The following is a 12,806-nucleotide window of genomic DNA, read 5'->3' on the forward strand; positions in this document are numbered from 1 at the left end:
CATGCCGCAGATCCAGTCCCTACTCGACCCGCACGGCGAAGCTTTCGCCCGCAACCGTGCGGCCATGCTCGCGGCCATCGCGCAAGTCCAGCAACTCGAACAGAACCTCCTGAACAAGGCTGCCGAAGCCAAGGCGAAATTCGACAAGCGCGGGCAATTACTGCCGCGCGAACGCCTGAACCTATTGCTCGATCCCGGCGCGCCGTTCCTCGAACTGGCCAGCCTCGCCGGCTACAAGTTGCACGACGACAAGGACGGCAGCTCCGCCGGTGGCGGGCTGATCGCCGGTATCGGTTACGTCTGCGGCATCCGCGCGATGATCGTGGCGAACAACAGCGCGATCAAGGGCGGCACGATCTCGCCCAGCGGCCTGAAAAAATCCCTGCGCCTGCAACAGATCGCTCAGGAAAACAAACTCCCGGTGATCACCCTCGCCGAAAGCGGTGGCGCCAATCTCAATTACGCCGCAGAGATTTTCGTCGAAGGCGCACGCAGTTTTGCCAATCAGGCGCGGATGTCGGCGCTGGGTTTGCCGCAGATCACCGTGGTGCATGGCTCGGCCACAGCGGGCGGCGCTTACCAGCCGGGACTGTCGGATTACGTGGTGGTGGTGCGCGGCAAGGCCAAGCTGTTTCTCGCCGGTCCGCCGTTGCTCAAAGCCGCGACCGGCGAAGTCGCCACCGATGAAGAACTGGGCGGCGCAGAGATGCACGCGCAGGTCGCCGGGACGGCTGAATACCTCGCGGAAAACGATGCCGATGGCGTGCGTCAGGTCCGCGAAATCCTGCGCATGCTGCCTTGGAATGAGCAACTGCCGTGGCTGCCGGAGCCGCAATACAAAGAACCGCTCTACCCGATCGATGAATTGCTCGGGCTGATCCCCGACGATCCGAAAAAGCCTTATGACGTACGCGAAATCATCGCGCGCATCGCCGACGAATCCTGCTTTCTCGAATTCAAGGGCGAGTTCGATCAACAAACCATCTGCGGCCAATTGAAGATTCAGGGCCGCGCCTGCGGATTCATCGGCAACAACGGCCCGATCACCCCGAACGGTGCAAGCAAGGCTGCGCAGTTCATTCAGTTATGCGATCAGAGCCAGACGCCGCTGCTGTTTTTCCACAACACCACCGGTTTCATGGTCGGCACCGAATCGGAGCAGCAAGGCGTGATCAAACACGGTTCGAAACTGATTCAAGCGGTGGCGAATGCGCGGGTGCCTAAACTGACCATCGTCGTCGGCGGCTCTTATGGCGCGGGCAACTATGCGATGTGCGGGCGCGGCCTCGATCCGCGCTTCATCTTCGCCTGGCCGAACAGCCGCACGGCGGTGATGGGCGGCGCGCAGGCCGGCAAAGTCTTGCGCATCGTTACCGAAGCCAAGCAGTTGAAGGACGGCCTGACGCCAGACCCGAAAATGCTCGACATGCTCGAACAGGTCACCGCGCAAAAACTCGACAGCCAGTCCACCGCGCTCTACGGCAGCGCCAATCTGTGGGATGACGGGCTGATCGATCCACGCGACACGCGCACCCTGCTCGGCTACTTGCTGGATATCTGCCACGAGGCCGACATTCGCACGTTGCAACCCAACAGCTTCGGCGTCAGCCGCTTCTGACCGCCACGGATTCTACGGAGAACAAGAACAATGATCTTCACCCCGGAACACGAAGCCCTGCGCCGCACCGTCCGCCAGTTCGTCGAGCACGAGATCAATCCGCACGTCGAAGAATGGGAAAAGGCCGGGCGCTTTCCCATCCACGAGATTTTCCGCAAGGCCGGCGACCTCGGTTTGCTGGGTATTTCCAAACCGGAGAAATTCGGCGGCATGGGTCTGGACTACAGCTATTCGATTGTCGCGGCCGAAGAGTTCGGCACCATTCATTGCGGCGGCATTCCGATGTCGATCGGCGTGCAGACCGACATGTGCACCCCCGCCCTCGCCCGCTTCGGTTCCGATGAATTGCGTGAAGAGTTCCTGCGTCCGGCGATCAGCGGCGAGCAGGTCGGCTGCATCGGTGTCTCCGAAGTCGGTGCCGGCTCGGATGTCGCCGGGCTGAAAACCACCGCGCGCAAGGACGGCGACGACTATGTGATCAACGGCAGCAAGATGTGGATCACCAACTCGCCGAGCGCTGACTTCATTTGTCTGCTGACCAACACCTCGGACGACAAACCGCACATCAACAAGTCGCTGATCATGGTGCCGATGAACACGCCGGGGATCAGCCTCAGTTCGCATCTGGACAAGCTCGGCATGCGCAGCTCGGAAACCGCCCAGGTGTTTTTCGACAACGTGCGCGTGCCGCAGCGCAATCGCATCGGCCACGAAGGCGCCGGGTTCATGATGCAGATGCTGCAGTTTCAGGAAGAACGCCTGTTCGGCGCGGCGAACATGATCAAAGGCCTAGAATATTGCGTCGACAGCACCATCGAGTACTGCAAGGAGCGCAAGACCTTCGGCAATGCGCTGATCGACAATCAGGTCATCCACTTCCGCCTCGCTGAATTGCAGACCGAAATCGAATGCCTGCGCGCGCTGGTCTATCAGGCTACCGAGCAATACGTGAAAGGCCAGGACGTCACGCGGCTGGCGTCAATGGCCAAGCTCAAGGCCGGGCGCCTCGGCCGCGAAGTCAGCGACAGCTGCCTGCAATATTGGGGCGGCATGGGCTTCATGTGGGACAACCCGGTGGCCCGTGCCTATCGTGATGTGCGGCTGGTATCGATTGGCGGCGGCGCCGACGAAATCATGCTGGGGATCATCTGCAAACTGATGGGCATCCTCCCGGGGAAAAAGAAATGAGCGGCCTGCCGGATTGCCAGACGCTGTTGCTGGAGCTGCATGGCGGCGTGCTGCACATCACCCTCCATCGACCGGACAGCCGCAATGCGATGAGCCTGCAGATGGTCAGCGAATTGCGCGCGGTGCTGACGGCTGTGCGCGATGACCGTGCGGTTCGGGCGTTGGTGCTCAGCGGTGCCGGTGGGCATTTCTGTGCCGGCGGCGATATCAAGGACATGGCCAGCGCTCGCGCTCAGGGCTCCGAGGCTTACCGCGATTTGAATCGCGCGTTCGGTGCCTTGCTGGAAGAAGCGCAGCACACGCCGCAAGTGCTGATCACGGTGCTGCAAGGCGCGGTGCTCGGCGGCGGTTTCGGGCTGGCCTGTGTCAGCGATATCGCGATTGCCGATCATCAGGCGCAATTCGGCCTGCCGGAAACCAGCCTCGGCTTGCTGCCGGCGCAGATTGCGCCGTTTGTGGTGCAGCGTATCGGCCTGACCGAAACCCGCCGACTGGCGCTGACCGCTGCGCGCTTTGACGGGCATCAGGCGCGGCGTCTGGGGCTGGTGCATTTTGTCGAGCAGGATGCGCAGGCGCTTGCCGAGCGGCTCGATGAGGTGTTGCAGCATGTGCTGTGTTGCGCGCCGGAGGCGAATGCGATGACCAAGAAATTGTTGTTGGCGAGTGCCGGGCAGCCTTCGAGTGAATTGCTTGATGAGGCCGCGCAGTGGTTCAGCGAAGCGGTGACTGGCGACGAAGGGATCGAGGGCACTATGGCTTTCGTGCAAAAGCGTAAACCGCGGTGGGCCAGCTAAAAGCTTCGCGAGCAGGCTCGTTCCCACAGGTTTTGTGAACGATGCAAACTCCTGTGGGAGCGAGCCTGCTCGCGAAGAGGCCAGCCAACCCACCGCCAAATACTCAGGAAGATCATCATGCCCGCCATCCACAAAATCCTGATCGCCAACCGCGGTGAAATCGCCTGCCGCATCCAGCGCACCGCGCAAGCGCTCGGCTATCGCACCGTCGCCGTCTTCAGCGACGCCGACGCCGAGGCGCTGCACGTACAAATGGCCGATCAAGCCGTACACATTGGCCCCGCCCCCGTGCAGCAGTCGTATCTGAATATCCCGGCGATCCTCGACGCCGCCCGCCGCAGCGGCGCCGACGCCATCCACCCCGGCTACGGTTTCCTCTCGGAAAACGCCGAGTTCGCTCGCGCCTGCGAGCAAGCCGGGATGATCTTCATCGGCCCCAGCGTCGAAGCCATCGAATTGATGGGCAGCAAACGCCGTTCGAAAATCGCCATGCTCGAAGCCGGCGTGCCCTGCATCGCCGGTTATCAAGGTACCGAACAGGACGATGCGACCCTGCTGCGTGAAGCGGAGCGCATTGGCTATCCGCTGATGATCAAGGCCAGTGCCGGCGGTGGCGGGCGCGGTATGCGCCTGCTGCACAGCGGCGCTGATTTGCCGGCGCAATTACGCACCGCGCGCTCCGAAGCACTGAACGGTTTCGGCAGCGACGAATTGATCCTCGAACAGGCCTTGATCGAACCACGGCACGTCGAAGTGCAGTTGTTCGGCGATCAGCACGGCAACCTGATCTATCTCGGCGAACGCGACTGTTCGATCCAGCGTCGCCACCAGAAAGTCATCGAAGAAGCGCCCTGCCCGGTGATGACCGCCGAACTGCGCCAAGCCATGGGTGAAGCGGCATTGAAGGCCGGGCGCACAGTGAACTATGTCGGCGCCGGCACCGTGGAGTTTCTGCTCGACGCGCGTGGGCAGTTCTACTTTCTGGAGATGAACACACGCCTGCAAGTCGAGCATCCGGTGACTGAGTTGATCACCGGGCTGGATCTGGTCGCGTGGCAATTGCTGGTCGCCGAGGGGCAGCCGTTGCCACTGACTCAGGACCAGGTGCAGCTCAACGGACATGCCCTGGAAGTGCGGCTTTACGCCGAAGATCCCGCGCAAGACTTCCTCCCGCAAACCGGTCGAGTAGAAGCCTGGGAGCCGGCGCTGCAGCAGGGTGCGCGAATCGATCATGGCTTGCTGGAAGGACAATCGATCAGCCCGTTCTACGACCCGATGCTGGGCAAACTCATCGCCTTTGGCGCCACTCGCGAAGAAGCCCGGCGCAAACTGTTGCGCGCGGTACAGGACACGGTGTTATTGGGCGTGCAAAGCAATCAACGCTTGCTGGCCAGCCTGTTGCAACATCCGCAGTTCATCAGCGGCGAATTCAGTACCGCGTTCATTGCCCGACACTTCAGCGAACACCCTTGTTTGCACCGTTACATTGCGAATGCCGAGGAACTGGCGATTGCAGCGATGCTTTTCTATCAATCAAGCGCCCTCGCCCACCGCGCGCCGCTCACCGGCTGGCGCAACAATGCCAGTGTGCCGCTGCATTATCGACTCGGGCTTGATGATCAGAACTGGACAGCGCAACTGCTCGCTCACGCGCAAGGCGCCTTCACCGTGCAGGTTGCCGAGCGCACGCTCGAGTTAACACTCATCGATCAGGACGCGCAGTCGCTTACACTGGAAATCGACGGTTTGCGCCAGCGTCACGCGTATCGACTGGTTAACGGGCACCTTTGGCTGTTCACCCACCCCGGCAGTCTGCGCCTGGAGGATCGAACTCACGCGGTAATCGACAGTCAGACCAGCGTCAACTCTGGCACCCTGAAAGCGCCGATGGACGGTGCCATCGTCGACGTTCTCGTCAGCGAAGGCAGCCCGGTCAGCAAAGGTCAGTTGCTGGTGGTACTGGAGGCAATGAAAATGGAGCACCCGCTCAAGGCCGGCATCGACGGCGTGCTCAAGCGGGTGCAGGTCAAGGTCGGCGATCAGGTAAAAAATCGTCAGGTTCTGTTGCAGGTCGAGTAGTCGCCCACACACGCATGCGGGTTTTGACTACGCTCTGAGTTATCAGAACGCGGAAATCAGGAACCCTGCGATGCCCCACTGGCTGGTCATAGATCTGGAAGCCACCACCGATGAGGGTGGCTGGCCGGTCACCGAAATGGAAATTATCGAGATCGGCGCCACCCTGGTCGATCGCGCCGGGCGCGAGCAGGATCACTTCCAGCGCTTCGTCAAACCGACACGACGGCCATTGCTGACGCCATTTTGTCGTGAACTGACGCACATCACCCAAGCCAATATCGACTCGGCGCAACCGTTGAACGAAGTCTGGCCGGCGTTCGAACGCTGGCTCGCGCAACATCAGACGCGCCTCGAAGGCTGGGCCAGTTGGGGCGATTACGACCGCAAGCAATTGCTCCAGGAATGGCAACGCCTGCAAATCGACAGCGCCTTGAGCCATGTGCCGCACATGAACCTCAAACAACGCTTCGCCAAGGCTCGACGCCTGGAGCGGCCCCTGGGTCTCAACGGCGCACTGCAACTGGCTGGCATGCAGTTCAGCGGTCAGCAGCACCGGGCGCTGGAGGATGCGCGCAACACCGCGCGACTGTTGCCACTGGTATTGCCACTCTAGGGTCAATTCGAGAACTCACTGGACAGACGTCGGGCAGGTGACGGCACCAAAAGCCTTGTGCATACTGGCCGCCTCCAATTTTCAGCCCTTTTCGAGGAATCGCCCATGTTTAAAGTCAACGAGTACTTCGACGGCACCGTCAAGTCGATCGCCTTTGGCACCGCTGAAGGTCCGGCGACCATCGGCGTCATGGCCCCGGGCGAATACGAATTCGGCACCGCTCAGCGTGAAATCATGCACGTGGTGTCTGGCGCACTGACCGTCAAACTGCCAGACAGCAGCGACTGGGAAACCTTCGCCGCTGGCAGCCAGTTCAACGTCCCGGCCAACAGCAAGTTCCAGCTGAAGGTTGCGGTCGACACCGCTTACCTGTGCGAATACCGCGGCTAAAGTAACGGTTTCACTGCACCAACAAAAATGCCCGCGTCCAAGGACACGGGCATTTTTCGTTTCAGGGGCGGTTTATTCGAGGATTTCCACCGGCATTCCGACTTCCAGCCGACCATTGCTGTCGTTCACCAGATTCTGGCCGAACATCGCGCCATCGGCTTCGGCACGATATTTCTGCAAGGTTGCCAGCGGCTCGCGATCGGCACTGCGCTCACCGGTTTGCGGGTCGATGGTGGTGAGAATGCAGCGCGAGCACGACTTGACCACGCGGAACTCGACGTCGCCAATGCGAATGCGCTTCCAGCCGTCCTCGGCGTATGCCTCGCTGCCCTCGATCACCAGGTTCGGCCGAAAGCGCAACATTTCCAGCGGGCGTCCAACCTTTTGCGAGAGATCCTGCAAAGAGGCTTCGCCGATCAACAGCAGAGGAAATCCGTCGGCGAACGCGACCTGATCATCTTCGTAGCCATAGCCAGCTTGCGTGGTGCGAGCGCGATCCAGCGGCACCTGCACCAGACGGGTCGGTTTTCCAATGAAATCGCTGACCCACCGGGCAGCCTCATCACCGGCATCCGGCACGCGCAAGGTGTCACGCCAGATCGTCACACCGCGTAGTTCGGCGTCACTGCCCGGCAAGGCGATGTCGATGGGAGAGTGTTCAGGTGCGTTCAAGGTCAGACCGCCTTGCGCATTCCACAGCGCCGACAACTGACTCATCTTCGCTTCGGCGCGCTGGGTCAGGAAACGGCCGCTGGCTTCGTCCACGAGCATCCAGCGTCGGTCGCCATCAAGCCCCAGCTTGTCGAGATCGGCGCTTTTTAGAACGTCGACTTTGCCGGATTTCAACGGGTAACGATAAAGCGCGCTCAGACGCAGCATGGCCAGCTCCCTGGAGAATAAAAACGCCACCCTATACGAGCTTTATCCGCGAATCAAAGGAGTTTGTGCGCTGCAAACCTTGTGGGAGCGAGCTTGCTCGCGAAAGCGGAAATTCATTCAACACATGTGTCGACTGGGAATCCGCCTTCGCGAGCAAGCTCGCTCCCACAGGAGGCTGAAGCGTTAGGATCAAGCCGGAACTTCGTCGAGCATCAGGCGCTGGCGCACCACGTCAACCAGTTTGTCCGGCTGGAACTTGGAGAGGAAGTTGTCGCAGCCGACCTTCTTCACCATCGAGTCGTTGAAACTGCCGGACAGCGAGGTGTGCAGCACCACGTACAGACCACGCAGACGCGGGTCGTTGCGGATTTCGGTGGTCAGGCGATAGCCGTCCATTTCCGGCATTTCCGCATCGGTGAAGATCATCAGCAGCTTATCGGTCATGTTCACGCCGGTATCAGCCCAGCCCTTGAGCATGTTCAACGCCTTCAGGCCATCGCTGGCAATGTGCATTTTCACGCCGAGCTGACCGAGGGTGTCACGCAGTTGCGAAAGTGCCACGTTGGAGTCGTCCACCAACAGCACTTCACGGCCACGGGCGCGCTCAAGCACCGGATCATCGAGCTTTTCACGCGAGACCTTGGCGTTGTACGGGACGATTTCAGCGAGGACTTTCTCGACGTCGATGATTTCCACCAGTTGATCGTCGACCTTGCTGATAGCGGTCAGATAATGCTGACGCCCGGCACTGGTCGGCGGCGGCAGAATGGCTTCCCAGTTCATGTTGACGATGCGATCCACGCCACCAACAAGGAAGGCCTGTACCGAGCGGTTGTACTCGGTGACGATGATCGTGCTGTTCGGACCCGGCACCAATGGACGCATGCCGATCGCCTGCGACAGATCGATCACCGGCAAGGTCTGACCGCGCAGATTGACCACTCCGCACACAAACGGGTGACGCTGCGGCATCAAGGTCAGCTTTGGCAGTTGCAGCACTTCCTGAACCTTGAACACGTTGATCGCGAACAACTGACGCCCGGCCAATCGAAACATGAGAATTTCCAGGCGATTCTCACCCACCAGTTGCGTGCGTTGGTCTACCGTGTCGAGAATGCCGGCCATCAATGACTCCTGGGCTTGTTCTGATGAATTCACTATGTGAGGTTATCGGCGGCAAATGGCGGTTCTTGATTGCCAAGCCAGACCCCGTCAAAAATGCCATGATCGGGCATTGATGTCACATTAACATCATGCTTTACTGGCGCAGTGATTTTCATCTGCTACATTCTCTGCGGCGCGACCTCGGTTTGCACGGTAGGTTCCCGCGCCTAAGGGATTCCCCTAGTAACAATCAGGCCCAACCTGATATTCGCAATATCCAATAGCCATTAATGTGACGCCATTCTCATTGCATGAACGGAGTCAGGCTATTGTGTGCGATCGCAATTCAGCGGAAACAAGCCCTCTGGAACCCCTCAGTCTGTGCACCTGCACGTCTGGGCGCGATCTCCCGACGATCCATGACCGTCGCCACAAATGGCATTCCCCCATCAGACATGACGTTGTGGAGATAAGCATGCCGATCGACCGTAAAGAGTGGGCGCAAAGGTTCCCCGAATTTCTTGTCGAGGCTGAAACGCTCCTGGCCAAGTCCGAAGAATGCCTCAGCCATTTGCAGTTGATCAGCAATGACAAGGACGCCATCGACTGCATGCTCAGCACCCTCCTCAAGCTCGCGAGCAGGGCTGAAGCACTGGCGCTTGAAGCCATTTGCGAGTTCTCCCTGCACATTTACAGCTTGCTCAATCTGGCGCAGGATCACGTCGATCTGCACGAACAAGCCCTGGATGCCTTGAAGGATTGCTTTACGTTGATGGCCTGGCAACTTGAATTGGTCGATCAGAGCACCGGACAGCTGAGCCTTGATGAAAGCGAGCAGATTTCGCTGATTGAAGCGTTCGCCTTCCAAGTCGGCCAGCCGCAATTTCAGCCAGCCCTTTCTCCCAAACGTTTGCATTTGCCCAGCTACGCAGAGCGACAAGCCTGACAGCGCGCCTCCCTGTCCCAGGAACTCGTCGCCTTACACAGCCCTGTCGTTATTGAATAGTTCATACCTGCCAGCGACAAATCGAATTAAATAATCACGCCTGACTCAAGCGGATATTTTTCGCCGGACTCAGGGTTTGCCTGTGTCTGAAGAGCACAACTTCAGGTAACGCCGATATCTTTTAATCGACTTCTCCATTATGGAACTCGCGTCCAACATGGCGTAATTCCTGACCCTTTGGACATATATAGCAAACGCGACCAACGGTATGTTAAGTGGTATTATGCCGCCCACTAGTTGCTTTCAAGTTAATGGCACAGTGACTTCAGAGACAGCCATCCAGCAAAGTTGGCGGCCCAATACATTCACTGAACCGCGTTGAAATCAATAACATAATTGACAGCATTTTCAGACAGAGATCCGCCAGCCACCGGCCGGTCTGCCCGCAGCGAACATCCATTGGCTCCATCCGCTATGTACGCCAGCCTCAAGTCAATCTCCACATGGCCACCCTCCCGGGAAAACGCACGCCGGTTCACGCTCATACTGTGTGTGGCAGCCACACTCGGGAGCCTGTTGACCTATGGTTTTTCCGCGCAACTTTGCCTGGGGCTGCTATTGCTGAACATCGCAGCCACCGCCTGCGTCTGGGTGCAATATCGGCTGTCACGCAAATCGATCAAATTTCAGCCACAGGAACTCGCTGATCGCCTCCTGGAAGTCCAGGAAAACGAACGTCACCGCCTCAGCCGAGAGTTGCACGACGATATAGGCCAACTGCTGACCGCCGCCAAACTGCAGAGTGACTGGCTCAAACGGCGCATGCCGGAAGACTTGCAGGAACAATGCACAGCGCTGTGCGACACGCTCGAAGAAACCCTCAACAAGGTGCGCGACGTTTCGGCCATTCTCAATCCACGCCAGTTGACCAGTCTGGGTCTTGAGGCGAGCCTGCGTGCGCATCTGCTCAAGACAATGGCCAATACCAGCGTGCACTGGAGCCTTGATTGCCAGCAACGCCTCAACGGCATTCCGGAAGAAATGGCCGTCGCCGCCTTTCGCATCACCCAGGAGGCAGTGACCAATATCCTGCGACATGCGCAAGCGAAGAATCTGGTGATACGCGTACAGCGCCTGCCGAAAGGCTTGACGCTGATGATCAGCGATGACGGTCTGGGGTTTGCCCCGGCGGCCAATCCTGGTCGTGAAGGACAGCGGGGCATGGCCGGGATGGCCGAACGGATCGAGCAATTGGGTGGCACCCTGAGCGTCGTCAGCGAGCCGGGCAAAGGCACTCGAATCGAAGCACTTTTCCCCTGGGCGCCCCGTGCACTCGAGCGGGCCAGTACGAATAAGGTTATGCGTTGACTTGCAACTTACTTCTGGTGGATGACCACTCGCTGATCAGGGCCGGCGTGCGTGCTCTGGTTATGGATATTCCCGGTTACGCGGTGATTGGCGAAGCCAATGACGGCTCGCAACTGCTCGAAATGGTCGAGCAACTGAGCCCCGATATCGTGCTCCTGGATATATCCATGAAAGAAACCGGCGGCCTTGAAGCCCTGCAACGGCTCAAGCGTGTGCGGCCGCAAAGCAAGGTGCTGATCCTGTCGATGCACACCGACCCGGCGTTGATCATGCAGGCGCTGGAGTCCGGCGCCTATGGCTACCTGCTGAAGGACACCACAGCCACTGAACTCGAACACGCACTGGAGGCCTTGCGCAACAACGAGCGCTATTTGAGTCCTGCCATCGCCCACACCGTGATCAACCAGGCATTGACCCGCAATCAGAAGCAGCAGCCGGAAACCGCCGACTCGCACAACCTGACCGCGCGACAACTGGAGATCCTGCGCCTGATCGTGCGTGGCAAATCCACCCGGGAAATCGCCAATGGACTGGGCCTGAGCATCAAAACCGTCGAGACCCACCGCTCGCAGATCATGAAGCGTCTGCAAATCTACGACGTGGCAGGCCTGGTGCTGTTCGCCGTACGCGAGCAGATCATCAGTCTTGATGACTGATTGACGATTTAATGGTCAATAGCGGCGAGTCCTTTGGCAGATGGACCTGCAGCGCCGCCGGACGCGCCTCGAAACGCATGCTGTCGCCTTCCAGCGGCTCACCATCAAGATTGATGTAAAGCCCTTCGGACATTTTGATTTCGACCCACGGCAATCGGGTTCGCACGAACATGTTGTCGATGCCGAAACCGTCGCTCAGCAGGTTCTTCAATGTACCGACAAGCTCCTGGGGCGCCGGCAGAATGCTGATATCCAGCAGTCCATCGTCGGCCAGCGCTTGTGGGCACAACACATGCCCGCCTCCGGCCTGACGGCCATTGCCGATGCCCAACGCCAGCAGCTCGCCGCTCCAGTGAAAATCAGGGCCTTGCAACTCGCCGTAAGCGGCATGCAGTTCGCTGAATCGTGACAAACCAGTGAACAGATATGCCGCTCCCCCGAGTACTTTTTTCAGATCCTCTGAAGTATTGGCGGTGACCTGACTGCCGAAACCACCGGTGGCCATGTTGAGGAAGATTTGCCCGCCCACCTGACCCAGATCAATATCACGCGGCGCCACCTCCAGAAGCTCGAGGGCCTCCGCCGGTTCCAGCGGAATGCCCGCGGCACGGGAAAAATCGTTGGCGGTTCCCAAAGGCAAAAGTACCAGGCTGGCTTTGTGCGGATGTGCCGCGAGTGCTTCGGCAATATCGCGCAACGTGCCGTCGCCACCCCCCGCAATAATCTGTGTGTAACCCTCCGCCAGTGCTTGCTCCACCCATCGCTGGGCATCCCCCGCCTCCCAGGTCAGGCGTACAGCCAGGTCCCAGCCTTGTTGGCGCTTGTTCTCGACCGCGGTGCGAACCGCCTCGTTGAGTGCCTGCTTGCCATGCAGGATCAACAGTGCCCGGCGTTCACTCATAGCGTCACTCCCTGAATTGACTTGGTTAGGTCATCTTGACCGCTGAAGCACGCAAAAGAGCCACCTGTGGCCTAATTAATTCAAGCTCGGCAGAGCGGCGTCCTACATAACCGGTATTTTTTCTTACAAAACATGAGGAATCGGCTCAATTGACCATGCATGGCCATTGGTTCACCGTGTGCTGGCGGTATCAATCATCAATCCAACAACACAAGGAAGTGCAGGTAATGAATGGATACGCCCCCAGGGCTCCGGACAATTCGATTCGTA

12 protein-coding genes are annotated in these 12,806 nt (G+C 59.2%); 9 read left to right on the top strand and 3 right to left on the bottom strand.

The window, feature by feature from the left end; genetic code table 11:
* Position 1 precedes the first annotated feature (1 nt).
* From atuC to ppnP, 6 genes are all read left to right on the top strand, one after another.
* Entirely contained in the window at positions 2-1,618 is a 1,617-nt protein-coding gene (gene atuC / locus HU718_RS21175) for a geranyl-CoA carboxylase subunit beta (protein ID WP_150729574.1), read from the top strand.
* A 30-nt stretch (positions 1,619-1,648) separates the two neighbouring features.
* Positions 1,649-2,806, top strand: coding sequence for a citronellyl-CoA dehydrogenase (gene atuD, locus HU718_RS21180; RefSeq protein ID WP_150729575.1), 1,158 nt, complete (start codon positions 1,649-1,651; stop codon positions 2,804-2,806).
* Positions 2,803-3,600 carry an enoyl-CoA hydratase/isomerase family protein gene (locus HU718_RS21185; protein ID WP_150706435.1) on the top strand — a complete coding sequence of 266 codons (798 nt, stop codon included), beginning with the start codon at positions 2,803-2,805 and terminating at the stop codon, positions 3,598-3,600. The genes atuD and HU718_RS21185 overlap by 4 nt, the downstream gene beginning before the upstream one ends.
* Positions 3,601-3,717: 117 nt before the next feature.
* The gene (locus tag HU718_RS21190; RefSeq protein WP_186613914.1) at positions 3,718-5,679 is read left to right on the top strand and encodes an acetyl/propionyl/methylcrotonyl-CoA carboxylase subunit alpha; all 1,962 of its coding nucleotides are present in this window, start codon (positions 3,718-3,720) and stop codon (positions 5,677-5,679) included.
* A 70-nt stretch (positions 5,680-5,749) separates the two neighbouring features.
* Positions 5,750-6,292, top strand: coding sequence for a 3'-5' exonuclease (locus HU718_RS21195; protein ID WP_150706437.1), 543 nt, complete (start codon positions 5,750-5,752; stop codon positions 6,290-6,292).
* A 105-nt stretch (positions 6,293-6,397) separates the two neighbouring features.
* The gene (gene ppnP / locus HU718_RS21200) at positions 6,398-6,682 is read left to right on the top strand and encodes a pyrimidine/purine nucleoside phosphorylase (RefSeq protein ID WP_003226701.1); all 285 of its coding nucleotides are present in this window, start codon (positions 6,398-6,400) and stop codon (positions 6,680-6,682) included.
* Between the two features lie 72 nt (positions 6,683-6,754).
* On the opposite strand, the gene HU718_RS21205 is transcribed toward ppnP, so the two are convergent.
* Entirely contained in the window at positions 6,755-7,561 is an 807-nt protein-coding gene (locus HU718_RS21205) for an MOSC domain-containing protein (protein WP_150706438.1), read from the bottom strand.
* 189 nt (positions 7,562-7,750) lie between these two features.
* Positions 7,751-8,686 (bottom strand): chemotaxis protein CheV, encoded by a 936-nt coding sequence (locus HU718_RS21210; protein ID WP_102900403.1) that lies wholly within the window; start codon positions 8,684-8,686, stop codon positions 7,751-7,753.
* Positions 8,687-9,140: 454 nt separating this feature from the next.
* Between HU718_RS21210 and HU718_RS21215 the strand changes: the two genes are divergently transcribed.
* The 3 genes from HU718_RS21215 (at position 9,141) to HU718_RS21225 (ending at position 11,635) form a co-directional block, all read left to right on the top strand.
* Positions 9,141-9,611: a hypothetical protein gene (locus tag HU718_RS21215; protein WP_150706439.1), complete on the top strand. Its 471-nt coding sequence runs from the start codon at positions 9,141-9,143 to the stop codon at positions 9,609-9,611.
* 474 nt (positions 9,612-10,085) lie between these two features.
* The gene (locus tag HU718_RS21220) at positions 10,086-10,979 is read left to right on the top strand and encodes a sensor histidine kinase (RefSeq protein ID WP_095120450.1); all 894 of its coding nucleotides are present in this window, start codon (positions 10,086-10,088) and stop codon (positions 10,977-10,979) included.
* On the top strand, positions 10,976-11,635 hold the full coding sequence (locus tag HU718_RS21225) for a response regulator (RefSeq protein ID WP_016985462.1): 660 nt from the start codon (positions 10,976-10,978) through the stop codon (positions 11,633-11,635). Before HU718_RS21220 ends, HU718_RS21225 begins: the two co-directional genes overlap by 4 nt.
* On the opposite strand, the gene yegS is transcribed toward HU718_RS21225, so the two are convergent.
* The gene (yegS, locus tag HU718_RS21230) at positions 11,619-12,536 is read right to left on the bottom strand and encodes a lipid kinase YegS (RefSeq protein WP_095120452.1); all 918 of its coding nucleotides are present in this window, start codon (positions 12,534-12,536) and stop codon (positions 11,619-11,621) included. The two genes, HU718_RS21225 and yegS, sit on opposite strands and share 17 nt — an antisense overlap.
* Positions 12,537-12,806: the final 270 nt, after the last annotated feature.

The organism is Pseudomonas tensinigenes (assembly GCF_014268445.2).
Taxonomy (GTDB): Bacteria; Pseudomonadota; Gammaproteobacteria; order Pseudomonadales; family Pseudomonadaceae; genus Aquipseudomonas; species Aquipseudomonas tensinigenes.

Coding starts and splice junctions, on each gene's coding strand:
- atuC (WP_150729574.1), top strand. CDS start 2: ATGCCGCAGATCCAGTCCCTACTCGACCCGCACGGCGAAGCTTTCGCC.
- atuD (WP_150729575.1), top strand. CDS start 1,649: ATGATCTTCACCCCGGAACACGAAGCCCTGCGCCGCACCGTCCGCCAG.
- HU718_RS21185 (WP_150706435.1), top strand. CDS start 2,803: ATGAGCGGCCTGCCGGATTGCCAGACGCTGTTGCTGGAGCTGCATGGC.
- HU718_RS21190 (WP_186613914.1), top strand. CDS start 3,718: ATGCCCGCCATCCACAAAATCCTGATCGCCAACCGCGGTGAAATCGCC.
- HU718_RS21195 (WP_150706437.1), top strand. CDS start 5,750: ATGCCCCACTGGCTGGTCATAGATCTGGAAGCCACCACCGATGAGGGT.
- ppnP (WP_003226701.1), top strand. CDS start 6,398: ATGTTTAAAGTCAACGAGTACTTCGACGGCACCGTCAAGTCGATCGCC.
- HU718_RS21205 (WP_150706438.1), bottom strand. CDS start 7,561: ATGCTGCGTCTGAGCGCGCTTTATCGTTACCCGTTGAAATCCGGCAAA.
- HU718_RS21210 (WP_102900403.1), bottom strand. CDS start 8,686: ATGGCCGGCATTCTCGACACGGTAGACCAACGCACGCAACTGGTGGGT.
- HU718_RS21215 (WP_150706439.1), top strand. CDS start 9,141: ATGCCGATCGACCGTAAAGAGTGGGCGCAAAGGTTCCCCGAATTTCTT.
- HU718_RS21220 (WP_095120450.1), top strand. CDS start 10,086: ATGTACGCCAGCCTCAAGTCAATCTCCACATGGCCACCCTCCCGGGAA.
- yegS (WP_095120452.1), bottom strand. CDS start 12,536: ATGAGTGAACGCCGGGCACTGTTGATCCTGCATGGCAAGCAGGCACTC.